Annotated in this window: 26 protein-coding genes; 9 read left to right on the top strand and 17 right to left on the bottom strand. The window is 63.2% G+C overall.

Annotated elements, in window-relative coordinates; genetic code table 11:
- Position 1 precedes the first annotated feature (1 nt).
- The 7 genes from secF to V2B23_RS01780 all read right to left on the bottom strand — a co-directional run bounded on the left by secF (position 2) and on the right by V2B23_RS01780 (position 6,715).
- On the bottom strand, positions 2 to 1,222 hold the full coding sequence (gene secF / locus V2B23_RS01810) for a protein translocase subunit SecF (protein ID WP_430948752.1): 1,221 nt from the start codon (positions 1,220 to 1,222) through the stop codon (positions 2 to 4).
- On the bottom strand, positions 1,219 to 2,955 hold the full coding sequence (secD, locus tag V2B23_RS01805) for a protein translocase subunit SecD (RefSeq protein ID WP_430948751.1): 1,737 nt from the start codon (positions 2,953 to 2,955) through the stop codon (positions 1,219 to 1,221). The genes secF and secD overlap by 4 nt, the downstream gene beginning before the upstream one ends.
- A 128-nt stretch (positions 2,956 to 3,083) precedes the next feature.
- Positions 3,084 to 3,431 carry a preprotein translocase subunit YajC gene (gene yajC / locus V2B23_RS01800; protein WP_430948750.1) on the bottom strand — a complete coding sequence of 116 codons (348 nt, stop codon included), beginning with the start codon at positions 3,429 to 3,431 and terminating at the stop codon, positions 3,084 to 3,086.
- Between the two features lie 138 nt (positions 3,432 to 3,569).
- Positions 3,570 to 4,667 carry a Holliday junction branch migration DNA helicase RuvB gene (gene ruvB / locus V2B23_RS01795; protein ID WP_430948749.1) on the bottom strand — a complete coding sequence of 366 codons (1,098 nt, stop codon included), beginning with the start codon at positions 4,665 to 4,667 and terminating at the stop codon, positions 3,570 to 3,572.
- Entirely contained in the window at positions 4,664 to 5,260 is a 597-nt protein-coding gene (gene ruvA / locus V2B23_RS01790; protein ID WP_430948748.1) for a Holliday junction branch migration protein RuvA, read from the bottom strand. The genes ruvB and ruvA overlap by 4 nt, the downstream gene beginning before the upstream one ends.
- Positions 5,257 to 5,829, bottom strand: coding sequence for a crossover junction endodeoxyribonuclease RuvC (gene ruvC, locus V2B23_RS01785; protein WP_033234673.1), 573 nt, complete (start codon positions 5,827 to 5,829; stop codon positions 5,257 to 5,259). The genes ruvA and ruvC overlap by 4 nt, the downstream gene beginning before the upstream one ends.
- A 130-nt stretch (positions 5,830 to 5,959) precedes the next feature.
- Positions 5,960 to 6,715, bottom strand: coding sequence for a YebC/PmpR family DNA-binding transcriptional regulator (locus V2B23_RS01780; protein WP_045067518.1), 756 nt, complete (start codon positions 6,713 to 6,715; stop codon positions 5,960 to 5,962).
- 146 nt (positions 6,716 to 6,861) lie between these two features.
- On the opposite strand from V2B23_RS01780, the gene V2B23_RS01775 reads away from it, so the two are divergent.
- Positions 6,862 to 7,218, top strand: a complete 357-nt coding sequence (locus V2B23_RS01775) for a GntR family transcriptional regulator (protein ID WP_430948747.1) — start codon at positions 6,862 to 6,864, stop codon at positions 7,216 to 7,218.
- Positions 7,215 to 8,150, top strand: a complete 936-nt coding sequence (locus tag V2B23_RS01770) for a hypothetical protein (RefSeq protein ID WP_430948746.1) — start codon at positions 7,215 to 7,217, stop codon at positions 8,148 to 8,150. The genes V2B23_RS01775 and V2B23_RS01770 overlap by 4 nt, the downstream gene beginning before the upstream one ends.
- Here the strand turns inward: V2B23_RS01770 and pdxT are convergent.
- Together pdxT and V2B23_RS01760 are read right to left on the bottom strand one after the other, a co-directional pair.
- Positions 8,147 to 8,752, bottom strand: coding sequence for a pyridoxal 5'-phosphate synthase glutaminase subunit PdxT (gene pdxT, locus V2B23_RS01765; RefSeq protein WP_430948745.1), 606 nt, complete (start codon positions 8,750 to 8,752; stop codon positions 8,147 to 8,149). The genes V2B23_RS01770 and pdxT overlap by 4 nt on opposite strands.
- A complete protein-coding gene (locus V2B23_RS01760; RefSeq protein WP_430948744.1) occupies positions 8,749 to 9,621 on the bottom strand; it encodes an acyl-CoA thioesterase in 873 nt (290 codons plus the stop codon). Before V2B23_RS01760 ends, pdxT begins: the two co-directional genes overlap by 4 nt.
- A gap of 89 nt (positions 9,622 to 9,710) precedes the next feature.
- Between V2B23_RS01760 and V2B23_RS01755 the strand changes: the two genes are divergently transcribed.
- Positions 9,711 to 10,358 carry a hypothetical protein gene (locus tag V2B23_RS01755; RefSeq protein WP_430948743.1) on the top strand — a complete coding sequence of 216 codons (648 nt, stop codon included), beginning with the start codon at positions 9,711 to 9,713 and terminating at the stop codon, positions 10,356 to 10,358.
- Here V2B23_RS01755 and V2B23_RS01750 read toward each other — a convergent pair.
- On the bottom strand, positions 10,352 to 11,173 hold the full coding sequence (locus tag V2B23_RS01750; protein WP_430948742.1) for an acyl-CoA thioesterase: 822 nt from the start codon (positions 11,171 to 11,173) through the stop codon (positions 10,352 to 10,354). The genes V2B23_RS01755 and V2B23_RS01750 overlap by 7 nt on opposite strands.
- A 175-nt stretch (positions 11,174 to 11,348) precedes the next feature.
- Between V2B23_RS01750 and V2B23_RS01745 the strand changes: the two genes are divergently transcribed.
- Both V2B23_RS01745 and V2B23_RS01740 read left to right on the top strand, forming a co-directional pair.
- Entirely contained in the window at positions 11,349 to 12,647 is a 1,299-nt protein-coding gene (locus V2B23_RS01745) for a serine hydrolase domain-containing protein (RefSeq protein ID WP_430948741.1), read from the top strand.
- A gap of 56 nt (positions 12,648 to 12,703) precedes the next feature.
- Complete coding sequence (locus tag V2B23_RS01740) at positions 12,704 to 13,132, top strand: pyridoxamine 5'-phosphate oxidase family protein (protein WP_430948740.1); 429 nt, start codon at positions 12,704 to 12,706, stop codon at positions 13,130 to 13,132.
- Between the two features lie 28 nt (positions 13,133 to 13,160).
- Here the strand turns inward: V2B23_RS01740 and atzF are convergent, their stop codons facing one another.
- From atzF to V2B23_RS01715, 5 genes are read right to left on the bottom strand one after another with little or no spacing between them, the layout of a single operon-like run.
- On the bottom strand, positions 13,161 to 14,837 hold the full coding sequence (gene atzF, locus V2B23_RS01735; RefSeq protein ID WP_430948739.1) for an allophanate hydrolase: 1,677 nt from the start codon (positions 14,835 to 14,837) through the stop codon (positions 13,161 to 13,163).
- The gene (locus V2B23_RS01730; RefSeq protein ID WP_430948738.1) at positions 14,834 to 16,846 is read right to left on the bottom strand and encodes a 5-oxoprolinase/urea amidolyase family protein; all 2,013 of its coding nucleotides are present in this window, start codon (positions 16,844 to 16,846) and stop codon (positions 14,834 to 14,836) included. The genes atzF and V2B23_RS01730 overlap by 4 nt, the downstream gene beginning before the upstream one ends.
- On the bottom strand, positions 16,843 to 17,496 hold the full coding sequence (locus V2B23_RS01725) for an urea amidolyase associated protein UAAP2 (protein WP_430948737.1): 654 nt from the start codon (positions 17,494 to 17,496) through the stop codon (positions 16,843 to 16,845). The genes V2B23_RS01730 and V2B23_RS01725 overlap by 4 nt, the downstream gene beginning before the upstream one ends.
- Positions 17,493 to 18,380, bottom strand: a complete 888-nt coding sequence (locus V2B23_RS01720; RefSeq protein WP_430948736.1) for an urea amidolyase associated protein UAAP1 — start codon at positions 18,378 to 18,380, stop codon at positions 17,493 to 17,495. Before V2B23_RS01720 ends, V2B23_RS01725 begins: the two co-directional genes overlap by 4 nt.
- A complete protein-coding gene (locus tag V2B23_RS01715) occupies positions 18,377 to 19,900 on the bottom strand; it encodes an amino acid permease (protein WP_430948735.1) in 1,524 nt (507 codons plus the stop codon). Before V2B23_RS01715 ends, V2B23_RS01720 begins: the two co-directional genes overlap by 4 nt.
- A gap of 199 nt (positions 19,901 to 20,099) precedes the next feature.
- Between V2B23_RS01715 and V2B23_RS01710 the strand changes: the two genes are divergently transcribed.
- Genes V2B23_RS01710 through V2B23_RS01700 form a run of 3 tightly spaced genes read left to right on the top strand, consistent with a single transcriptional unit; the run spans position 20,100 to position 22,989 of the window.
- Positions 20,100 to 21,494, top strand: a complete 1,395-nt coding sequence (locus V2B23_RS01710) for a putative nucleotidyltransferase substrate binding domain-containing protein (RefSeq protein ID WP_430948734.1) — start codon at positions 20,100 to 20,102, stop codon at positions 21,492 to 21,494.
- Entirely contained in the window at positions 21,491 to 22,306 is an 816-nt protein-coding gene (locus V2B23_RS01705; protein WP_430948733.1) for a Fic family protein, read from the top strand. Before V2B23_RS01710 ends, V2B23_RS01705 begins: the two co-directional genes overlap by 4 nt.
- The gene (locus V2B23_RS01700) at positions 22,306 to 22,989 is read left to right on the top strand and encodes a TetR/AcrR family transcriptional regulator (RefSeq protein WP_430948732.1); all 684 of its coding nucleotides are present in this window, start codon (positions 22,306 to 22,308) and stop codon (positions 22,987 to 22,989) included. The genes V2B23_RS01705 and V2B23_RS01700 overlap by 1 nt, the downstream gene beginning before the upstream one ends.
- Positions 22,990 to 23,488: 499 nt before the next feature.
- Here V2B23_RS01700 and V2B23_RS01695 read toward each other — a convergent pair whose 3' ends face one another.
- Positions 23,489 to 24,016 carry a hypothetical protein gene (locus V2B23_RS01695; RefSeq protein ID WP_430948731.1) on the bottom strand — a complete coding sequence of 176 codons (528 nt, stop codon included), beginning with the start codon at positions 24,014 to 24,016 and terminating at the stop codon, positions 23,489 to 23,491.
- A gap of 86 nt (positions 24,017 to 24,102) precedes the next feature.
- On the opposite strand from V2B23_RS01695, the gene murJ reads away from it, so the two are divergent.
- Complete coding sequence (murJ, locus tag V2B23_RS01690; RefSeq protein WP_430948730.1) at positions 24,103 to 25,716, top strand: murein biosynthesis integral membrane protein MurJ; 1,614 nt, start codon at positions 24,103 to 24,105, stop codon at positions 25,714 to 25,716.
- Positions 25,717 to 25,806: 90 nt separating this feature from the next.
- On the opposite strand, the gene V2B23_RS01685 is transcribed toward murJ, so the two are convergent.
- A complete protein-coding gene (locus V2B23_RS01685) occupies positions 25,807 to 26,628 on the bottom strand; it encodes an alpha/beta fold hydrolase (RefSeq protein WP_430948729.1) in 822 nt (273 codons plus the stop codon).
- Positions 26,629 to 26,768: the final 140 nt, after the last annotated feature.

Here is a 26,768-nt window from a genome sequence, read left to right as displayed (position 1 = left end):
ATCAGTGAGCCTTCTTTTTCCGCTTTCCGGTCGGCCGAACGCCAGGCGCGGGAGCAACTGCGGCACGTTGCGTTGCCGATGCTCCGGCACCGACAGACTCTGCGGTCTTGGCGCCGAGACCCTTTTCGGCAAGCGTAGCCCGACGAGCGAGAACCTTGCGGGTGTGAACGGCCACCGGTCCCCATCGTTCCTTCATCGACACGAGGAGCGGGGTTGCGAAGAAGATCGACGAGTACGCGCCCACGACGATGCCGACCAACTGGACGAGCGCAAGGTCCTTGAGCGTGCCGACGCCGAGCATCCACACCGCGACCACCATCAGAGCGATCACGGGCAACACACTGATGACCGTTGTGTTGATCGAGCGCATGAGCGTCTGGTTGACGGCGAGGTTCGCCTGTTCACCGTACGTGCGACGCGTCAGATGCAGGATGCCTCTCGTGTTCTCCTCCACCTTGTCGAATACGACGACGGTGTCGTACAGCGAGAAACCGAGAATGGTGAGCAGACCGATCACCGTCGCAGGTGTGACCTCGAATCCGACGAGCGCGTAAATACCCGCGGTCACGATGATGTCGAAGAACAACGCGATGATCGCGGCTATCGCCATGTCTCGTTCGAACCGAACCGCGATGTAGATACTCACGATGACCAGGAAGACGATCAGCGCGATCAGAGCCTTCTTGGTGATCTGACCACCCCAGGTCTCGCTCACATCGGCAAAGCTGATGGCATCGCGGGACGGATTCCCGTTTCTGTCCTCGGGCTGGAATTCATCGAAGAGTGCGTTCTGAAGCGTCACGATCTGCTGCGCATCGAGCGTTTCCGACCGAATCTGCACTGTCGCACTCGAACCCGAACCCACCGTCTGCACACTCTCCGGTTCGAAACCGAGAGCTTCGGAGTAGACGGTTTCGACCTGCGACGTCTCGACGCCGTCTCCGGCCGGGAACTGGATGCGCGATCCACCCTCGAAATCGATACCGAACGTGAACCCGCGGATCAGCATTGCCAGCAGTGCGATTGCTACCAGTGCGCCGGTCAGGCCGTAGTAGAACCGACGCTTGCCGACAACCTCGAAGGCGCCGGTACCGGTGTACAGACGCGACAGCAGACTGTGCTTGGGCATCGACGCCTGGTCGACTCCGGAATCAGCTGTTACGGAACGTGCTTCCCGGTCCGCCGAGGAATCTCCGGCAGAGTTGTTGTTGGACTCACTCATGCTCGTGTCTCCTTAGCCGACGCAGCGGCGGCAACCTTACGTTCGCGGGCTACCTCTTGGACTGCTCCCAATCCGTTGACGCTGGGCTTGGACCAGAACGCCGAACGCGAAGCCAGATGAACCAGAGGCCAGGTCACGAGGAAGACCACGACGACGTCGAGGATGGTGGTCAGGCCGAGGGTGAACGCAAATCCGCGCACCTGGCCCACCGCCAGTGCGTACAGAACGGCCGCTGCGATGAAGCTGACCGCGTTACCCGAGAGGATGGTGCGGCGGGCACGGGCCCAACCACGCGGTACTGCGGAACGGAAACTGCGGCCCTCACGCATCTCGTCCTTGATGCGTTCGAAGAACACGACAAACGAGTCGGCAGTCATACCGATACCGATGATCAGACCTGCCATGCCGGCGAGGTCGAGGGTGAACCCGATGTACCTGCCGAGCAGCACCATGATGGCGTACACCATGACACCCGAGAGGACGAGGGACAGCGCGGTCAGCACGCCCAGCATTCGGTAGTAGACGAGGCAGTACACGAGTACGAGAACAAGGCCGACCGCACCCGCGATCAACGCTGCTTCCAAAGATGCCAGTCCGAGTGTCGCCGATACCGTTTCGGCTTCCGAAGCCGCGAACGAGAGCGGCAGCGAACCGTACTTCAGGGTGTTCGCCAGTTCCTTCGCGCTCTCCGCCGTGAAGCTACCGGTGATCGAAGTGGCGCTACCGGCAGGCGTTGCGCCCTGAATCGTGGGCGCACTGACAACCTTCGAGTCGAGGACGAAGGCTGCCTGCTTGCCGATGTTTGCCGAGGTGAACTGCGCCCAGGTGTTACTACCGGTGGTCTTGAACGACAGACTGATCTCGTGACGTGACTGCTGGGAATTGAACACCGACGACGCGTCCGAGATTTCCTGGCCGTCGATGATCGACGGGCCCAGAAGGTAGATGTACGCACCGTCCTGAGAGCACGCGACGAGCGGAAGCGTCGGGTCGTCATTGCCGCGCAGCGGATCAGCTACCGAGCAATCGAGATTCGCGACGGCCTGCTCTTGGACCGTGGGATCGGTGCTCTGACGCAGCGCACGCGCAGCAGCGATCTCGGCTGCGGCGGCGTCACTGGCGTCGGCGGCGTCACTCGGCGCAGTCGGTGCCGCGGGCTCTGTACTTGGCGCTGCTTCCGATGTGGGAGCAGGTTCGCTGGTTGCCGGTTCCTGCGCGGGGAACGGACGGTTCTGCGGAGTCTGCGTTTCCGTTGAAGGAGTCTCGGTGGTAGGCGCGTCCGTTGCGGGCGCCTCTGCGGCCGGTGTTTCGGCGCCGGGAGTGACAGCCGTTCGATTGGCGTCGCGGGTGGCTACGTCGATCGATCCGGTAACCGGACGGATGTACAGGCGAGCCGTCTGACCCAACGACCGCGCCTGCGCGCTGTCGTCGCCTGGCACCGTGATGACCAGGTTGTCACCGTCGATGACAACCTCTGACCCGGATACGCCGAGCCCGTTGACACGGGTCTCGATGATTTCCTGAGCCTGCTTCAGACTGTCCTGACTGGGCGCGCTGCCGTCCGGCGTGCGCGCAGTCAGCGTGACACGCGTTCCACCCTGCAAGTCGATACCGAGCTTCGGTGTGGCCGATTTATCGCCAGTAAAGAACACCAGTGCATACAGCGCCACGACCAGGACCCCGAACAGGGCTAGGTAGCGGGCTGGATGCACCGTTCCGGTGGAAGGTGCCACGATCTTTAAGTCTCCTCATTAGGTGCCGGACGTGAGCGGTCCACGACCGCTCGAGTTGCGCCGTTCGAACGTGCGGCGATGCGTTAACTACACAGTAACTCTAGAGCAGGGTCACGACGTGACTGCGTTCAGGAATCCTTGGTGAGTCGGATCTCGGTGTCTGTCGCCGATTCTTCGAACTCGGAAGACTCGTCTTCGTCGTCACTGTAGTCCTCGACGACATCACTGACACGCTCGCGGATAACCAGACGCGACCAGGTGGTGATGACACCGGGCGCGATCTCCAGCTCCACGGTGTCGTCGTCCATCGACGCGATGGTCGCGTACAGGCCGGCAGTGGTCTGCACACGGTCGCCCACCTGCAAAGAATCCTGCATCTCGGCAGTCGCGGCCATGGCCTTCTTCTGCTTACGCATGCCCAGGAACATCGGCACCAGGAGCGCGAGGATCAGGAGGGGGAAAAGCAAACTCGACATGTGTTGATCAACCTCGGTTTTGTAGCATATTTTTCGCCACGCAGGCCCCGGATGGACCTACGCAAGACACCAGTGTGCCACTAGTTCCTTAGGAAACCCGACAGTTCGCCACTAACAGGAGCCTCCGACAATGAGAATTCACTCCGCGTCGGGGTCGAACAACGACGCTTGTGGTTCCCTGGCGCGAACCTCGATACCGCCCGCAGCGGCGTCCGGCGGCGGCGTCATGCCGAGTTGTTTCCACGCCGCCGCAGTTGCGACGCGGCCGCGCGGCGTTCTGGCAATCATGCCGGCGCGGACGAGGAACGGCTCGCACACCTCTTCGACCGTCGACGGTTCTTCACCGACCGCAACGGCCAAAGTGGACACTCCCACCGGGCCGCCGCCGAACGAACGCACGAGTGCACTCAAGACAGATCTGTCGAGACGATCCAATCCGAGTTGGTCTACGTCGTATACGGCGAGAGCGGCGCGCGCGACCTCGATCGTCACGATCCCATCTGCCCGCACTTCGGCAAAATCTCGCACTCGCCGCAGCAGGCGGTTGGCGATACGCGGCGTCCCACGCGAACGTCGAGCGATTTCGGCACCGGCGTCGACTTCGAGATTCACGCCGAGAATGCCCGCAGATCGCATCAGAATCTGTTGCAGCTCATCGGGTTCGTAGAAATCCATGTGCGCGGTGAAACCGAAACGATCTCGTAGCGGACCGGTCAGAGCGCCGGATCGGGTGGTTGCCCCGACGAGGGTGAACGGCGCGACTTCCAGCGGAATCGAGGTGGCACCCGGCCCCTTGCCGACCACGACGTCGACGCGGAAGTCCTCCATCGCGAGGTACAGCATTTCCTCGGCAGGACGCGCGATCCGATGAATCTCGTCGATGAAGAGAACGTCACCCTCCACCAGATTGCTCAACATCGCCGCAAGATCACCGGCGCGTTCGAGAGCCGGACCTGACGTCAACCGCAGTGAAGAACCCAGCTCACCTGCGATGATCATCGCCATCGACGTCTTCCCGAGTCCGGGCGGCCCGGACATCAGAATGTGGTCGGGTGTTCCGCCGCGCATCTTTGCCCCAGTGAGCACCAGCTGCAATTGCTCGCGCACGCGTGGTTGACCGATGAAATCGTCCAGGCTCTTGGGACGAAGGCTTGCCTCGACCTCGCCGTCCCCCGCCACCAATTCGGCGCTGACCTGTGATTCGTCGTCGAAGTCGTCGATCGGGTCGAAATTCATCGAGTTTTACCGAGCAGGGAGAGTGCGGATCGAAGTGCGACGGACGTGGTTGCTTCGGGTGTTTCCGCGAGCACGGAATCCGTGGCTTGTTCGGCCTGCTTGAGCGGGAATCCGAGCCCTTCCAGTGCCTCGACGATCTGATCGCGGATCGCATTGCCCGCGACAGCCCCCGATACCCCGGCGGTCGTCGGTACGGTGTCGACCTTGTCGCGCAGTTCCACAACCATGCGTTCGGCGCCACGTTTTCCGATGCCAGGAACCCTCGTCAACGCGGTGAGATTGCCCTCCGACAACGCTCGCCGCAATGCCTCCGGCTCGAGCACCGCCAGTGTGGCCATCGCCAAGCGTGGGCCTACACCCGACACCGTCTGGAGCAGGCTGAACAGATCCTTGGACTCGAGGTCGGAGAAACCGTAGAGCGTCATCGAGTCCTCACGCACGATCATCGTCGTGAAAAGCCTCGCCTCGCTCCCCCGGTGCAACGCACCCAGCGTCACCGGCGTTGCGTTGACGCGGTAACCGACTCCCGACGCCTCGATAACCGCATGGTCGAGAGCTATGTCGAGTACCTCGCCGCGAACCGACGCGATCATCGTGAACCTGCCTTCTTCGTGGTCTCGGCCAATTTTGCCTGATACTTACGCATCTGTTCCGCAGCCATTGCCTCGGCGCGGGCCATTCGTTCGATCATGGGTGCCCGCCAACAGTGGCAGATCGCCAGAGCAAGGGCGTCTGCCGCGTCGGCTGGTTTCGGAGCGGTTTTGAGATTGAGGATTCGCGTCACCATCGCGGTGACCTGCGCTTTGTCTGCAGTTCCGCTCCCGGTGACCGCGGCTTTCACCTCACTGGGCGTGTGAAAGAACACGGGAATGCCTCGTCGCGTCGCCGCGACCGCCACAACACCACCGGCTTGTGCCGTCCCCATCGCTGTACTGACGTTGTGTTGCGCGAACACCCGCTCGATGGCAACGACGTCAGGTTTGTATTGCTCGATCCACAGTTCCGCCGCATCCGAGATTCGAAGCAGGCGAGGTCCGAGGTCCATGTCAGCGGGCGTTCGCACCACGTCGACGGCAATGGGACGCACAACTCTGCCGTTACTCCCATCGACCACACCCAACCCACACCGGGTCAGGCCAGGGTCCACTCCGAGCACGCGCACTTTTGTCACACCTCTCCACACCGAACAGCTGTTCGATAGCTTAGCGGTGCGCGGGCGAACTGCCGACATCAACACGCAACCCGGCCGCGACGATTACCGCCGCGGCCGGGTTGAGTATCACTAGTTCGAACTAGTCGGCGTCGAGTGCTGCAAGCACCTCGTCGGACAGATCGATGTTCGTGTAAACGTTCTGCACGTCGTCGGAATCCTCGAGTGCGTCGACGAGCTTGAAGATCTTGCGGGCGCCGTCGACGTCCAGTGGAACCTCTACGGATGCGCGGAAATCGGCTTCAGCGGAGTCGTAGTCGATCTCGGCTTCCTGCAGAGCGCTGCGAACCGCGACAAGATCCTGTGGCTCACAAACGATTTCGAAGGTCTCGCCGAGATCGGTGACCTCTTCTGCGCCGGCATCGAGAACCGCCATCAACACGTCGTCCTCGGACTGCCCGTTCTTCTCGAGCGTCACGACGCCCTTGCGAGCGAACAGGTACGAGACCGAACCCGGATCGGCAAGGTTGCCGCCATTGCGCGTCATCGCAGTACGAACTTCACCAGCTGCGCGGTTGCGGTTGTCGGTCAGGCACTCGATCAGAACGGCAACACCGTTGGGACCGTAGCCCTCGTACATGATGGTCTGCCAGTCCGCGCCGCCAGCTTCTTCACCTGCGCCGCGCTTACGCGCACGCTCGATGTTGTCGTTGGGGACAGACGTCTTCTTTGCCTTCTGAATGGCATCGAACAACGTGGGGTTGCCCGTGGGATCGCCACCGCCGGTTCGTGCCGCCACCTCGATGTTCTTGATCAGCTTCGCGAAGGATTTGCCACGACGCGCGTCGATCACAGCCTTCTTGTGCTTGGTGGTGGCCCATTTTGAGTGGCCGCTCATGCGATTCAAGCCCCTTTCCTGCTGTGTTGCGCACGCCGAATGCGCTTCTTTCAGCTCTGACGATGTTACCCGTCCCACGTCACCACGTGCTGCATCCCCCGCACACTAATTCGTCAAACACGAGATTGTTTGCATAGAATGCAAACATGTTGATTCGGATCGATCACGCCGCAGCGACGCCCCTCGCCGATCAGATTGCGGCCGGAGTGCGCGGGGCCGTCATCCGCGGCGAGGTCGGCCCAGGTGATCGACTTCCATCCGCTCGCGCACTCGCCGAGTCGGTCGACGTCAATCTGCACACAGTTCTGCGTGCATACGCGGCGCTGCGCGACGAGGGCCTCATCGATCTACGACGCGGCCGTGGCGCAGTAATCCGCGCCGAATTCGACTCCGGCGCAACAGCTCTCCACGAATCAGCGCGGGAGTTCGTCCGCCGGGCCCGCAATCTGGGTCTCGACACAGCCCACATGCTCGACCTCATCAAGGAGACCAGCACACAATGACGACCGACAAGGTCCGGCTCTGGACCGCAGCCTCGTTGACCTTCATCCCCACAGCGGCACTGATCGTGGCGCGCCTGCTGTGGGGCGATCAGCTACCGGCCACCGTCGCCAGTCACTGGTCCGGATCGACCCCGGACGGATTCGCCGCGACCACAACGTTCTTCGCCATCACGCTGGCGGTGTCTTTGATCGCCTCCGCCGTTGCTGCTGCGACAGCGGTTCGTGCGAGCGACTCCGCTCCCCTGTTGTTGTCCGTCACCGCAACGGCGGCCGCGACGTCAGCGACGATCTGGATCCTCAGTGTTGCCCTCACCCTCGACGCCGGCACCCCGGAGAACGCACGTATCGGGTGGTGGATCGTACTTCCCATCGCCGCGGCGATGACGGGAATTGCCGCCTGGGCACTCACCTCACGGGGCGGAGCCAATGCCCAACCGCTGCTCCCCACCCCTACGCTGGACACACCGCTCACCGCCACCGAACGAGCAGCGTGGATCGGCCGGGCACACAGCGTTTGGCCGTGGATCCTCTCCGCCGGTCTGACCGCCCTCACGGTCGGCACCGCCGCGTACTCCGACTGGTGGGTAGCTGCGATCCTGCTCGCCGTCACCGTCATGACAGCAGCTTTCGCGTCCGTCACGGTCCGCGTGGACACCTCCGGACTGAGCATCAGCTCGTGGGGCATCCGGTGGAAGAAGATCGCCATCCCGCGGGTGAAGTCCGCGTCAGTCGACACCATCCGGCCATTGGAGTGGGGCGGATACGGCTATCGCATCACTCCTCGCGGCACGGCGGTCACGCTGCGCTCCGGCGAGGCAATCGTGCTTACCCTCGAGACCGGGCGCGTGTTCGCCGTCACCGTCGACCACCCGGAAGACGGTGTCCGACTCCTCAATTCACTCGTTCAACAGCCAAACGCTCGCGAAATCTAGCCTCGCACCAGGTCGACGAAAAGCTCGTGCACGCGACGGTCCCCAGTCACCTCGGGATGGAATGACGTCGCAATCACCGAACCTTGCCGAACAGCCACGATCCGGCCGGCAGCTTCGCCCGCTGCCGCCGGCACCTGGGCAAGAACCTCGACCCCTGGGCCGACCCGTTCCACCCACGGCGCCCGAATGAACACCGCCCGGACGGGGTCTCCGATAATGCCCTCGAATTCGAGGTCCGACTCGAAGGAATCGACCTGACGCCCGAAGGCGTTGCGGCGCACGGTCATATCAATGGCATTGAGGTGCTCGGCATCAGGCCGGGTGTCGAGTACCTCACTCGCCAGCAGAATCATTCCGGCACACGAACCGTAAGCGGGTAGTCCACCGCGAAGCCGTTCGCGAAGCGGCTCGAGCAATTCGAAAACCTGAAGAAGCCGGCTCATCGTTGTAGATTCACCGCCGGGAATCACGATGCCGTCGACCTTGTCGAGTTCTTCGGGGCGACGCACACCCACGGCGTCGGCTCCCGAATCCGCCAAGGCAGCAAGGTGTTCCCGCACGTCACCCTGGAGTGCGAGTACACCGATCAACGGACGAGTCATGCCTGTGTTCCTACCTTGTCGTCACTAACCGAGGGGCCTTCACCAATCACGGATTCGCGTTCGATCCGCGACAGACCTTCTTGGACTACTGCTGCCACCATATTGCCGCTTCGATCGTAAATGCGCCCCTGCGTCAAAGCTCGCCCGAACCCGGCCGACGGCGATGTCTGGTCGTACATCAACCATTCGTCGGCCCGGAACGGACGCAAGAACCACATCGCATGATCGAGTGAGGCATTCTGCGTCTTCACGTCCTTGTGCGGCACATTCGATGTGTTGAGAAGCGTCATGTCACTCAGATAGGCCAATGTGCAGATGTGCAGAAGTGGGCGATCCGGCAGAATGTTGCGGTATCGGATCCAAACTCGCTGCTGCGCAGGCATATCCGGTGCCGATTTGGCGACGTCCGGGGGCACGATGCGCAGGTCCCAGTTCCGCCACTCCTCGTGGAGCGGCGTTCCGGCAAAGTGCGGAAGCGTCAGCGGGTCGGGCAGTTCCTCCGGCATCGGGACATTCGGCATCCGATCCTGATGCTCGATGCCCTGATCCTCGACGTGGAACGACGCCGACATCGAGAAGATCGTCTTCCCGTCCTGGACTGCGTTAACTCGACGCGTGCAGAACGAGCGCCCGTCGCGGATCCGGTCCACGAGATACACCGTGGGAATCTTGGGATTGCCAGGACGCAGAAAATATCCGTGCAACGAGTGCACGTGGAAGCGCTCGTCAACGGTGCTGACTGCGGATACCAGAGACTGGCCGGCCACCTGTCCACCGAAGGTGCGCTGCATGACAGTGGGGTGAACTGCCCCTCTGAAAATATCCTTTTCCAGCGTTTCGAGCTCGAGGATCTCTTCGATACCAATCATGTGTCCTCCGGCAGAGTAGATGCCGACAGCGCCGGCGGGCAACGGGTTCACATTATCGGTTCGCCGTCGCCGCACGGCACCATGGTGGCGTGAACGCCTTCATCCCCTCCACCCCGCAGGCACTGGCCGAACAGGTTGTATCACTGTGTGAATCACACCCGACGGTTGCGGTCGTGGCGCTGGACGGCGCTGATTGCGCTCGGCCGGTCGAACTCGCAGAGCTGATCGCCACGGCCGCGCAGGCGCGACAACGTCCGAGTGCTGTTGTCTCTCTTCACGACTACGTGCGACCGGCGTCGTTGCGGCTCGAGTTCGGGCACGAAGATCCGCTGAGCTATCGAACGATGTGGTTCGACTACGACGCGCTTGACCGCGAAGTTGTCACGGCGGCTCGTACGCGTCGTACGTGGCTCCCCCAACTGTGGGACGAGGCAGCAGACCGGTCGCCGCGTTCCTCCCGCCGACCCGTTCACGATCGAACGGTCATCGTCGTCGCCGGACCGATGCTGCTGGGCCGCGGTCTCGACTTCGACGTCATCGTCCGCTTGAACATGTCCGAGGCGGCGCTCCGACGGCACACACCGTCAGCGCAGTTATGGACCGTCGAGGCACTACTCGAGCATCAGGGCAGTGTCACCCATCAGGGCAGTGCCACCCATCAGGGCAGTGTCACCGACCGGATCGACCTGGACGTGCGGTACGACCATCCCGCTCGGCCTGCCGTCCGCTCCTACTGAGTACGAAGGTGACGGGTCAAACCTTCCTGGACCACCGCGGCAACCATGTTTCCGCGCCGGTCGAAGATCCGTCCCTGAGTCAATGCGCGACCGAATCCCGCCGACGGCGATGTCTGGTCGTACAACAACCACTCGTCCGCCCGAAACGGGCGCAGGAACCACATTGCGTGGTCGAGCGATGCGGCCTGCATCGGTGTGTCCTTGTGCGGGATGCGAGAGGATCCCAGCAGGGTCATGTCGCTCATGTACGCGAGAGCGCACACGTGGAAGACGGGGTCGTTCGGCAGCGCTTCCCGCGAGCGAAACCACACCTGCTGCTGAGCCGCGGCACCGGGACGCTTGCTGATTTCTGCTTGTGGGACCAGGCGGAGGTCCCAATCCGCCCATTCCCGAGCCAGCCACGCGGTCTCGCCGTCGTCGGAGTCGGTGGCCAACTCGAGCGTCTCGGGATCGGGCACCGGCGGCATCTCGTCTTGGTGCTCGATGCCTTCGTCTTGAACGTGGAACGATGCGGACATCGTGAAGATCGCTTGCCCGTCTTGAATTCCGGTCACCCGACGCGTGGCAAATGACCGGCCGTCGCGCACGCGGTCAACCAGAAAGACAGTGGGCTCCTTCGGGTTTCCCGGTCGGAGGAAATATCCGTGCAGCGAATGAACCAGAAATTCCGGATCAACGGTACGCACGGCCGAGACAAGTGCCTGACCTGCCACCTGCCCACCGAATGTTCGAGGCAGCGTGGTCTCCGCGATTATCCCTCGGAAAATGTCGCGTTCGAGGCGTTCCAGTTCCAGAATTTCTTCGATCGTCGCCATCGCCACTCCTATTCTCCGCATGCGCCGAATTCTCACCGACAGTCACACAATGCCTGATGGTTGACCCATTCAGCGAATTCAACCAGCGCAGACACGCGATTTACCTAAAACGGACACGGTTGTTCTTTACGATTCAAATTGCAGCTGAATTCACGATCGCAGACCGGGAGAACCCATGCGCCGTCACAGCACAACAGCAGCCATCGCTTTGACGATGAGCCTCGTCGCCCTGACCGGGTGCGGCACCTCGTCGGAGGAGGCGGATTCCACTGGCGTGTCGCAGACTCAGGTCACATCGACCAGCAATGACACCGCTCCGGCGTATGCGGCAACCTTGCAGCCGACCATCGAGAAACTGATGAAAGACAACGTCATTCCCGGCGCAGTGGTGCTGATTTCGTCGCCGACACAAGGCGACTGGACCGCGACATTCGGCACTGGGGTCATCGGCGAGGACAAACCGATGTCACTGAACGACTACTTCCGCGTCGGAAGCAATACCAAGACAATGACGTCGACGGTCATTCTCCAATTGGTGCAGGAAGGAAAGCTCAGGCTCGACGATCCCATCGGCAAGTACATCGACGGGGTGCCCAACGGCGACACGATCACCATTGCGCAGTTATCCGACATGCACAGCGGGCTGTACAGCTATTCCTTCGACCCACAATTCAACGCGACGCTCGACAACGACCCGCAGAAAGCGTGGACACCGGAAGAATTGCTGGCAATCGCGTTTTCCCACCCCGTCAGTTTTGCTCCTGGCGAGAAGTTCGAGTACAGCAATACCAACATCGTGCTGCTGGGCCTGCTCATCGAAAAGCTCACCGATATGACTGCGGCACAGGCATTCCAGGAACGTATCTACGAGCCTCTCGGTCTGACACACACGTCGTTGCCGGCAGCAACCGACTCTTCGATACCCGACCCCCATCCGCAGGGCTATTCCTTCGGCACCAACGTCTCCACGATCGACACCTTTGCCCTGCCCGAACCAGACCTGAGTGCAGCGTTGGCGGGGACGCTGAAGCCGAACAACGAGACCGACGCCAACCCGTCCTGGACCTGGACGGCGGGCGGCGCAATCTCGACGGTCGGAGAGCTGGCTACCTACGTCAAAGCCCTTGTCGGCGGCGGGTTGCTGAACGACGAGATGCAGAAGGTTCGACTCGACAGCATTCAACCCACTGATCCGAGCAATCCCTCCGCGGCCGGCTACGGTCTCGGCATCGCACGCTTCGGACCTTCCCTGATCGGCCACGACGGCCAGATTCCCGGATTCATGACGTTCATGGCCCACGACCCGAACACCGACCTCACCATCGTCATCGCTACGAACCTGGCGACGGTACCGAGCGGTGAGGGTTCGGCGTTGGTTCTGGCGAAGGGAATCATTCCCACGTTCTACGGCGGCGGCGCTGTACCGGGCGGTGACCCCGCTGCGGTGCCCGCGGCGCCAACACCGACCCGCTGACGAGTGATCTTCGTCCAACTCGCACGATTTGTCCCTCTCACATGAGAAAATGAGACATGACCGCCAACGATCTCTCCTCGAACTCACCCGTCGCCGTACTCACAGCCGAAGAAAGCTGGAAGCTGCTGAGCCAAGCCACATTGGGCCGAATTGTTGTCGGAGCTTCCGGCCGCGCGGACATTTTCCCGGTCAACTACGTGGTCAACCAGAACCACATCTATTTCCGCACTGCCGAGGGAACCAAACTCGTCGAGCTGACCATCAACGACCACGTCCTGTTCGAAGCCGATCATGTTGGCCCAGAACAAGGGTGGAGCGTAGTAGTACGTGGGACCGCACGCGTTATTACGTCGTTCACCGAAACCGCCAAGATCGACGAACTGGGATTGCGGTCCTGGATTCCGACGCCCAAGTACAACGTTGTCGAAATCACCGCGAACGAAATCACCGGCCGCACCGTGACATTCGATCACGACCAGAGCTGAGCGCAATCGAAACGCTGCACTAATCAGGTCAGCCCACCGCCCCGGCCGCCAGCGCGGCCTGCCAACCTCCGTACTCGCTGATGTCCTTGCCGGTGGACGCTGCCTCCTGGTCGCAACCGAATCCGGTTCCCCAACTCCCGTCGTCGAATTCGACAGACCCGAGCATCATCGGCGTCGGCAGTGCCGCGAGAAATACGCCGAGCGCAGCGGGAGTGAGTTGCCAGCGCTCCCCCACAATGGACACGCCGTCCTCAGTCACCCGGACCAACCCTGGTTTGGGCGGCGTGGTGTCCAGCGCACTCAGTCGGTAACGCGGAGCTGTGGCTACCGGGCCGCACCAGCGGGCACCGAGCCCGGTCAGCTGATGCTCGAGCGGCTGACCACGCAGGTGCGCGCCGAACACTGCCAGCTCGACTGTGTCCGCCGCGTGCGACGACCATCCGGTTGCCTCGTCGCCGGTCACCATCGCCGCGATGTCAGCAGCGACGCCGTCCTCGAACGCACGCGCCAGCACCGTCACCCCGAACTGCGCATCGCCCGCAGTACCAGCAGGAACCGCGACAGCTGACAGGTCGAACAGATTGCAGAAGTTGGTGTACGTCCCCATGCGGGAGTTCACGCCGATCGGATCAGCCGCAACCTCGGCGATCGTCGGATGTTCCGGCGCTGTCGGCACCATCAGGGCATCAAGTCCGTTGAGCTCCTTCATCGCCCGGTTCCGCAACTGCGCCAACAACTCCCGATCCGCTAGTAATCGATGCGCCGGAATCGCTCCGGCGGGCGCAACGATCGAACGTACCGTTGGGTCCACCGCATCGGGGTGCGCGTCAACGAATTCACCCACCGCCGCATACCTTTCGGCGACGAGCGCACCGTCGTACAGCAACTTCGCGGCATCGAGGAAAAGCGTCAGGTCAACCTCGACTATCTCAGCGCCGGCGGCACGCAGTTGTTCGACGGCTGTGCCGAACGCTGCCGCCCACTGCTCGTCCAGTCCGGGCAGCACAGCTGGAACTGCCACCCGCGGCCGCGGCGGCGCAGCCAACCGGACGTCGCTGGGCCACTGGCGACCCCGTGCGCCTGATGCCATCGCAGCCATCGCGGACTCGGCACTTGCCAGGTCCGCAGCAAAGATGGTCACGCAGTCATAGGAACTGCACGCCGGAACCACGCCCTCGGTCGAGACGACCCCGACGGTCGGTTTGATGCCGACAATTCCCTGCAGCCCGGCCGGGACGCGGCCAGAGCCAGCGGTGTCGGTACCGATCGCGATGTCCACCAACCCGAGCGCAACGGCCACCGCCGATCCCGAACTCGAGCCACCCGAGATGTACTCCGGCCGACGCGAGTCGCGGACCGCGCCGTGCGGGCTGCGAGTGCCGACCAACCCGGTCGCGAACTGGTCGAGGTTCGTCTTGCCCAGCACTACTGCGCCCGCCGCCCGCAGCGCCGCAACGGCGGCAGCGTCGACCGCGGGCGTGTAGGAGAACTCGGGACATCCGGCGGTGGTCGGTAGGCCGGCCGCGTCGACGTTGTCCTTGACCGCAAGCACCAGACCTCGCAACGGCAGGTCAGCGGTGGACGCATCGACCCGCGCGGCCTCGGCCAATGCGTCGGCCTCGGGGCGCAGGTGTATCCAGATTTCCGGCCGGTCGACGCGGTCGATCGACCGATATGCCGCCGATACCCGCTCGGTCGCGCTCACGCCGCTACCTCCTTGACTGTTGTTGTGGTGCGGGCAAATTCACCCGCGGCCGACCACGCGTCCCGCTCAGCACCGAACGCGACGGCCTGAGTGGCGCGGAATGCCTCGATCGAATCCGCATTGTCGGTGAGGAATTGCTCGTGTTCGGCGAGGGAGAAGCTGCCGTCGGTGATCTGCACGCCGCCAGGCCCACCTGCCGCCGTCTCGGCTCGTAGTTCGAGTAGCTCGTCCGGTTCGACGGGATACCAGGAGATCCGGTCGAAAAAGCGCAGCAGCCAGGGCGTTCCGTCCTCGAACGGTCCGGACTTCTCGGGATACCGGTGGTTCCACACCTGGGTTGTGCGTCCCACGAACTGGTAACCGCCTGGCCCCTCCATGCCGTAAATGCACAGGTACGCGCCGCCGATCCCGACCGCGTTCTCCGGCGTCCAGGTACGTGCCGGGTTGTACTTGGTGGTGACCAACCTGTGTCGCGGGTCGAGCGGAGTAGCCACCGGCGCACCGAGATACACGTCGCCGAGTCCGAGCACGAGGTACTCGGCATCGAAAACCGTATCGAAGACGTCAGCGACCGAGTCCAGCCCGTTCATCCGCCGAATGAACTCGATGTTCCACGGGCACCACGGCGCATCGGCACGGACACCGTGCATGTACCGCTTGATCGCCTCGCGGGTGGACGGGTCGTCCCAGGACAAAGGCATCCGCACCGATCGGCTGGGAACCACGAGCTCGGACGAATCCGGGATCTGTTCCTCAGCCTCGGCGAGCAAACCCATCAGCTTCGACACGGGCAGCACGTCGGGGTCGACGCGCACCTGCAGCGACCGGATGCCGGGGGTGAGATCGAGTAGCCCGGCAGGCTTCTCTGCCTCGAGACGCTGATGTAGTGCGTGCGCCCGCGCCCGGAGCGCGAGGTCGAGAGTCATGTCTCCGTATTCGACAAGAACGTTGTCGTCGCCCGAGCGGCGATACGTCACCGCAGTCTTGCCGTCGCGGCGGGCGATCACTCCGTCGTCCCCGTCTCCGCCGTCGCTGAACACTGCAGGCAGGCTCGCGCGCCGACTCAGTCCCAGTTGACCTTTCGACGCGGCGCGATCAGCGCGGATCGGCACAAATCGAACGGTGTCGCCGGGGCTCAACTGCCCGAGCTTCCAGCGTTCCGCCGATACGACGGTGACCGGGCAGACAAATCCACCCAGACTCGGTCCGTCCGGCCCGAGCAGGATGGGGGTGTCACCGGTGAAGTCCAGTGCGCCAACCGAATAAGCGTTGTCGTGAATGTTGGAGGGGTGCAGTCCGGCCTCTCCGCCGTCGTTGCGCGCCCAGTCCGGCTGCGGCCCGATCAACCGGACACCCGTGCGATCGGAGTTGAAATGCACTTCGTAGTCGGTGGCGTACAGGGTGTCGATATCGTTGCGGGTGAAGAACTCCGGCGCCCCGTGCGGTCCTTCGGTGACAGCGATCTCCCAGCGGCCACCGATCACCGGCACGTGTTCCATCGGAACCGGTTGGGCGGCATCGGGGTTGCAAGGCCCCGCCCCGCAGCTCAACACATCACCTTCGCGCAGCGTCCGCCCCTCGTGACCGCCGAACTTGCCGAGCGTGAACGTCGCACCGCTGCCCAGGTAGTCGGGCACGTCGATCCCTCCGCGTACCAGCACGTAGATTCGTAGTCCCGGACCCGTTGTCGCCCCGACATCGAGGACACCGCCGGCCGGAACGTGCACCGGCGCCCAGGCCCGGACCTGCAGTCCGTTCACTCGGACAATGGCGGGTGCGCCGGTGACACACACGACGGTGGCCTCGGCGAATCGCAGTGCTGGTCCGGCCATCGTGCACTCGAGCCCAGCGGCTCCCGGTTCGTTCCCCAGCGCCTCGTTGCCGAGCCTGAAAGACAGGTCGTCCATCGGACCTGACGGGGGAACACCGATCTGCCAGTAGCCGACGCGGCCTGGCCAGTCCTGGACGGTGCTCAGCATGCCTGGACGCTGAACGGTGATCTCGGTCATCGCGCTTCCTCCGGCCGGGTCACGATCATCCGTACCTCTGTGGGGTCGAAACCGTTGCAGGGGTTGTTGATCTGCGGGCAGTTCGATACCAGCACCAGCGTGTCGATTTCAGCGCGCAGAGCGAGGCGCTTGCCCGGCGCGGAGAGTCCGTCGACGATGCCGAGTGTGCCGTCCGCGTCGACCGGAACGTTCATGAAGAAGTTGATGTTGGAGACGAGGTCGCGCTTGCCCAGGCCCCACTTGGCGCCCTCGATCAGGAAGTTCTCGACACACGCGTGCTGATGCTTGGTGTGGTGGCCGTAGCGCAGGGTGTTCGACTCCTGCGAGCACGCACCACCGACGGTGTCATGGTTGCCGACCTCGTCACCGACAAGTGTCATCAGGGCAGTTCCGTCGTCGGCGCGAAGCACGGACCCCGTTGTGAGAAACAGATTGCGCTGCGCCGCGACAGTTGCGGCGGCCGAGTACCGAACAGCGTGATCATCGGCAGCGTAGAAGAGGGAGTCGACGGCTTGATTGCCGTGCAGGTCGACGATGGTCAGGACATCACCGGCCCGCACGATCACGGACCAGGGTCCGCGGGCGCCGACAGTGTCATCGAGGATCACGGCTCCGGGGACAAGAGCGGGAGTGTCTACGGCGGTGGTCATTTGGCGTCCCTTCCGAGCTGTGCATCATTGACGGGCTGTGCTTCATTGACGGGCTTGGCAGCGTTCCAGGCGTCCTCGGTGTTGAGGACTGCGCGGCGGGACTCGGGATCGTTGTTCGGCAGAGCCTCCAGATCCTCGGGTGCCGCCCATGCCACTACCTCGAGGGACGTGGTGCCGAACGTGGTGGCCGGGTCAAGCGGGTGTGCGGTATTCGCGATCAAGACGATCACCGGGAGATGGATCAGCAGCTCCAGCTCCGTTCCGGCGCCGGCGTTTCCGATGCTGGTGAGTCCCCCGTCGGACTCGACGCGCACTCCGTGGAACAGGGACAGCACCGGCGGTAGGTCGCGGGTGGTCAGACCGTGCTTGGCCGCGGCCAGAGTCAGCAGTTCTCGGCCGGCGGGCGCTCCCGAATGTGCGGATCCCTCGCCGTACTTGATCGTGTTCGTGGCCAGTGACGTGGTTCCGCAGAACGCGTCGTGGCGACCGGAGGTATCGGCCACAACAGTCGCCAGCACCCGTCCCTGGTCGGAGAGAAGTGGATGGCCGACGCCCAGGTACGCCTGCCACGGAACCTTGACGGTGTCGGCGATGTTGAGCCGCTCGTGCGGAGCGTCGGCCCGGTACAGCAGCAGGTTCGCGCAGGCACTGCCGGCGATGTCGCGCAATCGGATCCGCGTGCCGCGGGCGAGCACCTTCGAGGTGTAGCGGCCGCCGGGCACCGTCTCCGCCCAGGTGAGCCGGTCCGCATCGATACCGGCCGGAGGAGTGGGCCAGTCGGAGGCGGGAACGACGGGCATCGAGTCGGTGATCGCACCAGCCTGCGAGCGGGCGTGCTCACGGGCGGCTGTTGTGGTGTCGGTGGCTGTGTCGGTCGTGGTCACTTCGTAGCTCCAATCGTGACGGGGTTCGGAACGGTTTTGCCGCGCGGGTAGCAGAGAGCACCCACCAGGACGACGGCAACGACGGTGATCGGGGCGGCCCATTGAAGAATCGGCATGTCACCGGACGGGTTGAAGATTTCGGCGCGCGGCCAGGACAGGTTGATCACCATTGCAGCTCCGTACAGCACCGCCGCGATGTTGACCGGGATGCCGAAGACGCCCAGTGAGAACAGCTTTCGGCCTTCGGAGTCGTATTGAACATCTCCGTGCGGCCAGCCTTGCAACCGGCGACGCAGCAACGGAACGGTCACCATCAAGTAGGCAAGGTAGATCAGCACGATGCACACGCTCGACAGGGTGGTGAAGATTGCCGAGTTGCCGACGTTGACCGCGAGGACGAGGATGCAGGCGATACCGATCAGGACGGACGGCGCAATCGGAGTTCCGGTGCGGGCGTTGACCTTCGAGAGGGTCTTCGATGCGGGCAGGCGGCCGTCGCGGGCCATGGAGAACATCAACCGCGACGCGGCGGTCTGAATTGCGAGGGTACACACGAATACCGCGATAGCGACGTCGATCAGCAGCAGGGTGCCCCACGGAGAGCTCAGGATTGCGCCGAGCACGTACGGCAGGCCTTCGGTTGCGAGCCGACCGTCGGTAAGGCTCGGCGCTGCCATCAGCGCGCCGACGATCATCAGGCCACCGCCAAGAGCAGACACCGACAGTGCCAACCGAATGGTGCGCGGTGCGACGCGGCGCGGATTGCGGGTCTCCTCGGCGAGCTCGCCCGCCGAGCCGAAGCCGACCATGACGTACGCGGCCATCAATCCCGAGACGATCCAGGCCCAGATGTAGCCGGGCTCGCTGCCGGCGGCGCCGGTGTCGAAAACCACCTGCGGGCCACGCTGGGCGTGGGTGAAGAACATGCCGATCACCGCGATGACGCCGATGATCTCGCAGGTCACGCCGATATTGTTGATGCGCGACATCCAGTTCACGCCAACGCAGTTGATCGTTGTCGTGAGCAGCAACAAGACCGAGCCGAGCAATACCGCGTTGGTCGCGCCACTCGACGACGTCAGCGAACTGTCCTCGCCGACGATCTGGAATCCGCTCCACACGTTGGGCAACACCACCTGCAGGGCGATCGCCGCCGCAGAGGCGGTAACGATCTGCGCGATGATCATGAACCAACCGGCAAACCACCCGATGATCTCGCCGCCCATCCGCCGTGACCACTGGTAGATGGCCCCGGAAATCGGATACCGCGCAGCAAGTTCGGCAAAGCTCAGCGCGACCATGAACTGGCCGAGGAACACACAGGGCCACGTCCAGAAGAATGCCGGTCCCGCAAAGCTGAAGCCGAGTCCGAACAACTGGAAGATCGTGGTCAGGATGGAGACGAACGAGAAGCCGGCCGCGAACGAGGCGAACTTGCCGAGCGAGCGATGCAGTTGCTGCTCGTAGCCGAACTCGGCGAGGTCGTTGTCGTCGCTGGGCTTAGGTGCCGCGATCGTCATTGATTCTCCTGGGAGGCCTGGGGCGGTATTCCTGTCAGTTGATAGTTTTCTGCGCTCCCGTTCCCAGCTGGTGTCTCTCATGTTTCGCTGTGTAGCGATTGCGTTGCGAGTCGATGACATCGGTTACCGAAACGTTTCCGAACCCTCACGCGGGTGGTCGGTGACACCCGTCAGAGCGACACAGCATTAGATAAAGGCCATGAACGTCGTCCGCGATCCTTCGATACTCCCGGTGGGCGAGCTGTTGCGTGGTCCTGCATTGACCTGCACACCTGAGACAACTGCCGCCGACGCTGCGCGCGCCATGACCGCAGCCGGCCGACGGTACGTACTTATCCCCCTGCGTGAGAATGCGCTGGGCATCTTCACCGACGGAGACCTCCGTCGGAGGATTGTCGCGGCCGGACTCGGCGCCACCACCCCCATCTCCGAGGTGATGACCAGTCCCGTACACACGGCAAGCGCTGACCGACTCGGCGCGGACGTGCTGCGCGATATGCTCGAGCGCGGCGTGCGGCACCTGCCGGTACTGTCCGCGCGCGGCGACGTTCTTGGCGTGGTCGAGGACGCGGATCTGTTCGCCACTGCAACTCGGAGCGGATTCCTGGTGCGCAGCACCATTTCTCAGGCGACGGACGCCGACGAACTAGTAGCGGTGACAGCTCGGATCCCTGAACTCGTGGTGGGACTATGGCGTGCACGCGTAGCGGCGGTCGATGTCAGCGCCATAGCGTCGGTACTCATGGACGCCGCCGTCACCCGAGCCGCGAGCTTGCTCGCCGACGGTCATCCCGAATCGACTTGGCTCTCACTCGGCAGCGTCGCCCGCCGCGAGGCCATGCCGAGCTCCGACGTCGACAGCGCCCTGATCTGGGCCGGCGACAACGGTTCCGGACGGCAAGCCCGCGAAACTGCGTACGGAAATCGGGTGCACGGACTACTCGAGCGCTGCGGACTCCCCTCGGACGCCAACGGGGCGGTGGCATCCAGCCCGCGGTTCGCGCGTTCCGAATCCGACTGGCTGCGTGGTCTCGACGGCTGGCTCGCCGATCCTTACGTCGATCAGGGCATCGTCATGGTGTCACTGCTCGCCGACAGTCGCGTCGCACTCGGCGACCACCGACTTGCTCTGTCCCCCGTCGTATCCCAGCGACTCGAACCTGATGCACTACGACTGCTGCTCAAAGAAGCAGTCGAAGGTAAGGCGCGGATGCACTCACTGCGCGAGCGTCTCACGCGGCGCACCGATTCCGTCGACATCAAGGCGCAAGGTGTGATGCCGATCGTGAACATCGCGCGGTGGGCGGGGCTGGCGGCAAACTGCGCGGACCCGTCCACCACAGTGCGACTGCGAACGGCAGCGAATTCGGGAATCCTGCCCGAGGACGACGCGACGATGCTCACCGAGTCGTTCGACGTGCTGTCCCAGATCCGGCTGCGGCACCAGTGCGAGCAGATCGAGCGAGACGAGGCCCCGACCGATGTCCTGCCACTGGACTCACTGACACCCCTGTACCGCAGTCTGCTCGGGAGTGCCGTCCGTGAGATCGCAGGGATACAGCGGAAACTTGCATACACGGGTCCGCCGGCATGACTGAATTGACCGCCGCTCAGCGTCACGCGGTTCGTCAGACCGTGGCAGCCGAGAGACTCGAAGGATGGCAGCCCACCGGTGACGACCTCACCGATCTGGATGCACTGGCCGTCGGCACCCTCACACATGAGGACTACATCGAACGTCACCGTCGTGCCGCGTCCACGCGCCCCGTCCAGCGCCGTCGTTGGCTCGCGTTACCTCGTCCGTACCTGGTCACCGGGACTTCTGTGCTGCGCAACAACTTCGGATTCAGAGACCATGCCCAGCTTCGGGACGTCGAGTACGCCGCGACCGCGGCCCGCTTGCTCCAAGCACATCTGCAGCCCGCGCCGACTCCGCGCCAGGTGGACGCCGAATACATCTTCAGGTTGCACGGGCAGGTGTTCGGTGACGTGTTCGGATGGGCGGGGCAGCAACGCATCGTCGACATCACCAAGAACGGTGACGGCTTCGCGCCGGTCGGGGCTATCGGCCGCTATCTGCGTGAAGTCGAGATCGCGGTTGCCGCGACGGATTGGCACCGGGCCGACCGCGGACGCCTGGCCTACGCGCTGGCGACTGTCTACGTCACCTACAACCACGCGCACCCGTTTCGTGAAGGAAACGGCCGTACAGGCACCCTGCTGCTACACCAGCTCGTCAACTCGACGGGGTTCCTGCTCGACCTGTCGAGCATCGATACGGCGGAATGGGTTGCCGCGTCTCGTGATTCGTCTCCCTTCCGCCGTACCGGTGCTCCGTCGCCGCGTCCGCTGATTCCCGTGCTGCGACGCGCACTCGTAGGCCGCGGTGATGGAAGGATGGTGTGATGACCACAACCGGAGCCGGCCGCCCACGGCTGTCGACACGCAAGCGTCCCGGAGCAACGGCACGCGACGAGATTCTCGATGCTGCGGCCGAGTTGTTCACTACCGGCGGCTTCACCAGCACGTCGACGCGCATGATCGCCGACGCAGTGGGCATCCGGCAGGCATCGCTCTATCATCACTTCGCAAACAAGGACGACCTGCTGACCGCTCTGCTGGTCGGGACAGTCACCTCCCCGTTGGCTTTTGCGCAAGACATGCGCGAGAGTCCGGAACCCGCTGCCGTGCGTATGTACGCCCTGACCTGGTTCGACGCGCAGCAACTCGCGAACTCGCGATGGAATCTCGGTGCCCTCTACCTGCTACCCGAGCTACGGACCGAAAGGTTCGAGCCGTTCCGAGCCCAACGCGGCACACTCATGGATCTGTACACGGAATTCGCTCGTAACGCGCTGGTTCAGATCAACCCTGACCGCGAAGTCGATCTCCGCATCGCGCAGCTGCCGTTCCGTCTCGTCGAGACCGTGATCAACACCAGGTCGGACGCCGAAGCGGAAGGCTCCGGCGTCCTTCCTTCACCCGAGGTAATTGCCGATGCATCGATTCGGATCCTCGGCTGGACAGGGTCGACGGCTGAACTTGCTTCTCGTACAACGGCACTGCTTGACGAGCACTCCGGCGGGTAGGGCGCTGGCGAAAGGTTAGGTGTACTCTGACTCTCTTCGTCTCCGGACGGAGTTTGCGGGAGCGATGATCGATGCCAAAGATGCCGTCTAACAAGATATGTAGTGCGAACAGGAAGTTCTCGTGGTCACGGTGATGGCGGTGAGCGTGTTCGGCTTGTGTGATGAGGTCGATCAGGTGATCTCTGCGCTGTGTGTGGCCGGCCGCGACGAACGAACTACGGACCCTGGGACAGGCCGCGACAATCGCGCAACGCTGGTCAGACTCGAAAATGAATGGATACAGGCGATCACACCAGCACACCACGGCGAAACAGTCGGCCGCGCACTATGGTGGGTTCTCCACGACGACGAAGTCGGTCCGTTGCAGGCCGCGTTCGAGTCCATTCTCACTGCTCACACTTCATCCGGTTTCGACCCAGGAACAGTGCCGGCGGATTGTGTTGCGTGGTCATTCATCAGGCACCGGTATAGCGCCGAACACTGACAGGGACGGACTCCGTTAGTGCGCCTGTGCGGGAAGTACGTCGAGCAATCTGTCGAGTAAATTCACGTCGTAGCGATCCGGGCGTGGTTGTGCCAGCGCGGCGAAGTCAACCTCAGTCGGGAAACCGTGAATGACACGGCCCGGGTCGAGCCGGTCCACTGCGGAATACCATTCGGCGAGCGGTTCGGCGAGACGCGCATGCAACTCGAAACTCCGGCGTCGCCGAGTGGAGTCACCGTCACGTTGCGTCACCAGCCGCTGGATATCGGGGATCGATAGCACCACCACAGCGGCCAGGCTCCAGCTGTAGTGCAGTTTCAGTGGATCGCTGTCACATATCGCGTCACCCGCCACACGCTCGAGCGCTAACGATTGCGTCCAACGGTGTGCATTCACCCGTGCCCAATAGGTCGCCTGCTCCATCGCGTCGGATCCGTCCGGTTCCTGGCCCGTCGGGGTGTATTCAGCGACGAACGCCCTGTGATTGGCTCGGCACCACGTGGTCTTACCTGCGGCACTAGGCCCTTCGACGGCGATGATCACCGGCACACCCTACCCACCACCCGGCTCGTCGGCAGTGGCGAACCCGCACAGCTCCTCGATGAGCGACTTTAGGGCACGATGGTCGAATGGCGGTTTCTCGAAACGGATTCGCGCGTACAGCCGGTGCAGTCGCGGTGGCGACCGCAGCAAGCCGAGCAACCGGCTTCATCCGCACCCTTGCGTTGGCCGCGGTGCTTGGCACTGCTGTGGTCGGCGACGCCTACAACGGCGCGAACAGCATGCCGAACATGGTGTACGAACTACTCCTCGGCGGCGTGATGAGCAGTGTCCTCATCCCTGTGCTGGCGCGGGCACGACTCCGCGGGCGAACCTATTCGAGGATATTCACCCAACGCCTGTTGCTGGCGACTGTCCTCGGCGCCGCTGTCATCACCGCCATTGCGGTAGCGTGTGCCCCGTTGCTCGTCGCCGCCTTGGTGTCGGATGCGGAACAGTCACAGTTGGCAACCGTGCTGGCGTACTTGCTGTTGCCAGAGATCTTCTTCTACGCGATCGCAGCGACCGCGACTGCCGTGCTGAATGTACGCGAAAGCTATGCGCCGGCGGCCTGGGCATCGGTGGTCAACAACCTGATCGTGCTCGCGATGGTCGTGGTTTTCGCTGCCGTACCGGGGCCGGTGACGTTGCTGCCGTCTACGATGACCGCCGCACAGGTACTCGTATTGGGTATAGGGACAACGATCGGCATCGTGGGACAGGCTGTGTGGACGGTGGCAGCGTTGCGGCGTACCGGATTCCGGTGGAGTTGGCGGGTGCGCCCGGTCCCGTACACGTGGCGGCCGGTCCGAGTTGGGGCGAGGGTGCTTGGATGGGTACTGCTGTACGTCGCGATCAGTCAGGTCGGTGTCGCGGTCGTACTCAGAGTCGCATTCAGCCACGGCGGAGTTTCGACCTATACGTACGCCGACCTGCTGTTCCAGGTGCCCTACGGCATCCTCGGGGTCTCTCTGTTGACCGTGCTCATGCCGCGCATCTCCCGCGCGGTGGCGCTCGGGGACCGTGATGCTCTGGTCGCCGACATGGGGCGCGCTGCCCGGTACTCGGTTGTAGCTCTCGTCCCTGCCGCAGTCGCGATGACCCTACTCGGGCCGATACTGACCACCGTGATGTTCGTCGGACGCGTCGATGTTGATGCCGCCCGCACTATCGGTGTGGCGCTGGCATTGTCGGCGTTCGGGCTTCCCCCGTTCGCGTTGGTCATGCTGCAACTGCGAGTCTTCTACGCGGGCAACGACATGCGCACACCGGTTGATCAACGCCGCAATGGTGGTCACAAAGGTCTCCGTCGTTGCACTGGCTGTCGCATGCCTGCCGAACCAGGCGATCGTGGTGATGCTGCCGGTCGCAAGTTCACTGTCGTATATCGTCGGCGCCATCAGTGGGCATCTCGTGTTGCGCCACCGCTACGGCCTACTTGGCTTCCACACGGTGCTCGAAACATTCTCGAAGGTGCTGTGGGCCTCGATAGCCGCCGGCGTCGTCTGCGTCATCACAGTCTGGGCCTCGCACCAGGTGATCGACAACCCACGCGCTGCCGCAGCAACAGCACTGGTCGCTGTACTCGTCCTCGGAACGCCGACATTCCTTGTCACAGCCAAGAAGATCGGTATCCCCGAAGTCCGCAACGCCAAGGCCCTGCTCAATCGTTGAGAAGACAGAGACCGCACCCACCGAACTGACGTGCTACAGCGCTGTGTGACGGGACTCGGACGGCAGTGCAAAGGTGGTCCCGCTCGGGTCTGACTGTGCGGGACCACCAACGCAGGACGCTAGCCCTTGATGAACGCGAGAATGTCCTGGTCAAGGGCATCCTGATAGGCGCCGTAGATGCCGTGCGGGGCTCCCGGGTACACCTTGAGGGTGCCGTTCTTGACGAGCTTGACGGACTTTTCGGCGGCAGCGGCGATGGGAACGATCTGGTCGTCGTCGCCGTGCGCGATCAACATCGGAACGTCGATCGCCTGGAGGTCGGCGGTCTGATCTGTTTCCGAGAAGGCCTTGACGCAGTCATAGGCCGCTGCAAGGTTCACCAACATCCCCTGTCGCCAGAAGTCGTCCTTCGCGCCCTGCGAGACCTCAGAGCCGTCACGATTTGCGCCGTAGAAGGACTCACTCAGATCCTTGTAGAACTGGGACCGGTCTTTCAGCACGCCGGCGCGGATTCCGTCGAACGCCTCGATGGGCGTGCCTTCGGGATTCTCGTCCGATTTGACCATGATCGGCGGGACGGCGCCGGCGGTGATCACCTTTGCCACACGGCCTTTTCCATGCTGTGCGGCGTACCGTACAACTTCACCGCCACCCGTCGAATGACCCACGAGAACAAGCTCTTTCAGGTCCAGGGTTTCAACGAGTTCGGCAAGGTCGCGAGCGTACGTATCCATGTCGTTGCCGGTGTAGGTCTTCGACGAGCGGCCGTGGCCACGACGATCATGCGCAATAGCCCGGTACCCGGCATCCGCGAACAACTTGAGCTCGACCTGCCAGGCGTCAGAACTCAGTGGCCACCCGTGGCTCAGCAGTACGGGTTGGCCGGTGCCCTGCTCCGTGTAGTAGATCTCGGTTCCGTCAGAGGTGGTGATGTACGGCATCCTGTGCTCTTTTCTCGTGTGATGGAAGGAGATCTGCGAGCATCCATGTGCCGGCTGCCCGACCTCCCTGACGCTACGGATGCCCACACCGGCGACACCAGAGACAAAGATCGACATCTTTTCCTACAAATGTCGAACAC

It is taken from the genome of Rhodococcus sp. 24CO (assembly GCF_050586165.1).
Lineage (GTDB): Bacteria > Actinomycetota > Actinomycetes > Mycobacteriales > Mycobacteriaceae > Rhodococcus_F.
Note: the sequence above shows the minus strand (reverse complement) of the source record. Positions and strands in the feature narration are given on the sequence as shown.

What these genes read in the sequence shown, in the direction of transcription:
- secF (WP_430948752.1), bottom strand. Translation starts at nt 1,222, where the DNA reads ATGAGTGAGTCCAACAACAACTCTGCCGGAGATTCCTCGGCGGACCGG.
- yajC (WP_430948750.1), bottom strand. Translation starts at nt 3,431, where the DNA reads ATGTCGAGTTTGCTTTTCCCCCTCCTGATCCTCGCGCTCCTGGTGCCG.
- ruvB (WP_430948749.1), bottom strand. Translation starts at nt 4,667, where the DNA reads ATGAATTTCGACCCGATCGACGACTTCGACGACGAATCACAGGTCAGC.
- ruvA (WP_430948748.1), bottom strand. Translation starts at nt 5,260, where the DNA reads ATGATCGCGTCGGTTCGCGGCGAGGTACTCGACATAGCTCTCGACCAT.
- V2B23_RS01780 (WP_045067518.1), bottom strand. Translation starts at nt 6,715, where the DNA reads ATGAGCGGCCACTCAAAATGGGCCACCACCAAGCACAAGAAGGCTGTG.
- V2B23_RS01775 (WP_430948747.1), top strand. Translation starts at nt 6,862, where the DNA reads ATGTTGATTCGGATCGATCACGCCGCAGCGACGCCCCTCGCCGATCAG.
- V2B23_RS01770 (WP_430948746.1), top strand. Translation starts at nt 7,215, where the DNA reads ATGACGACCGACAAGGTCCGGCTCTGGACCGCAGCCTCGTTGACCTTC.
- pdxT (WP_430948745.1), bottom strand. Translation starts at nt 8,752, where the DNA reads ATGACTCGTCCGTTGATCGGTGTACTCGCACTCCAGGGTGACGTGCGG.
- V2B23_RS01760 (WP_430948744.1), bottom strand. Translation starts at nt 9,621, where the DNA reads ATGATTGGTATCGAAGAGATCCTCGAGCTCGAAACGCTGGAAAAGGAT.
- V2B23_RS01750 (WP_430948742.1), bottom strand. Translation starts at nt 11,173, where the DNA reads ATGGCGACGATCGAAGAAATTCTGGAACTGGAACGCCTCGAACGCGAC.
- V2B23_RS01745 (WP_430948741.1), top strand. Translation starts at nt 11,349, where the DNA reads ATGCGCCGTCACAGCACAACAGCAGCCATCGCTTTGACGATGAGCCTC.
- V2B23_RS01740 (WP_430948740.1), top strand. Translation starts at nt 12,704, where the DNA reads ATGACCGCCAACGATCTCTCCTCGAACTCACCCGTCGCCGTACTCACA.
- V2B23_RS01730 (WP_430948738.1), bottom strand. Translation starts at nt 16,846, where the DNA reads ATGACCGAGATCACCGTTCAGCGTCCAGGCATGCTGAGCACCGTCCAG.
- V2B23_RS01725 (WP_430948737.1), bottom strand. Translation starts at nt 17,496, where the DNA reads ATGACCACCGCCGTAGACACTCCCGCTCTTGTCCCCGGAGCCGTGATC.
- V2B23_RS01715 (WP_430948735.1), bottom strand. Translation starts at nt 19,900, where the DNA reads ATGACGATCGCGGCACCTAAGCCCAGCGACGACAACGACCTCGCCGAG.
- V2B23_RS01710 (WP_430948734.1), top strand. Translation starts at nt 20,100, where the DNA reads ATGAACGTCGTCCGCGATCCTTCGATACTCCCGGTGGGCGAGCTGTTG.
- V2B23_RS01705 (WP_430948733.1), top strand. Translation starts at nt 21,491, where the DNA reads ATGACTGAATTGACCGCCGCTCAGCGTCACGCGGTTCGTCAGACCGTG.
- V2B23_RS01700 (WP_430948732.1), top strand. Translation starts at nt 22,306, where the DNA reads ATGACCACAACCGGAGCCGGCCGCCCACGGCTGTCGACACGCAAGCGT.
- murJ (WP_430948730.1), top strand. Translation starts at nt 24,103, where the DNA reads ATGGCGGTTTCTCGAAACGGATTCGCGCGTACAGCCGGTGCAGTCGCG.
- V2B23_RS01685 (WP_430948729.1), bottom strand. Translation starts at nt 26,628, where the DNA reads ATGCCGTACATCACCACCTCTGACGGAACCGAGATCTACTACACGGAG.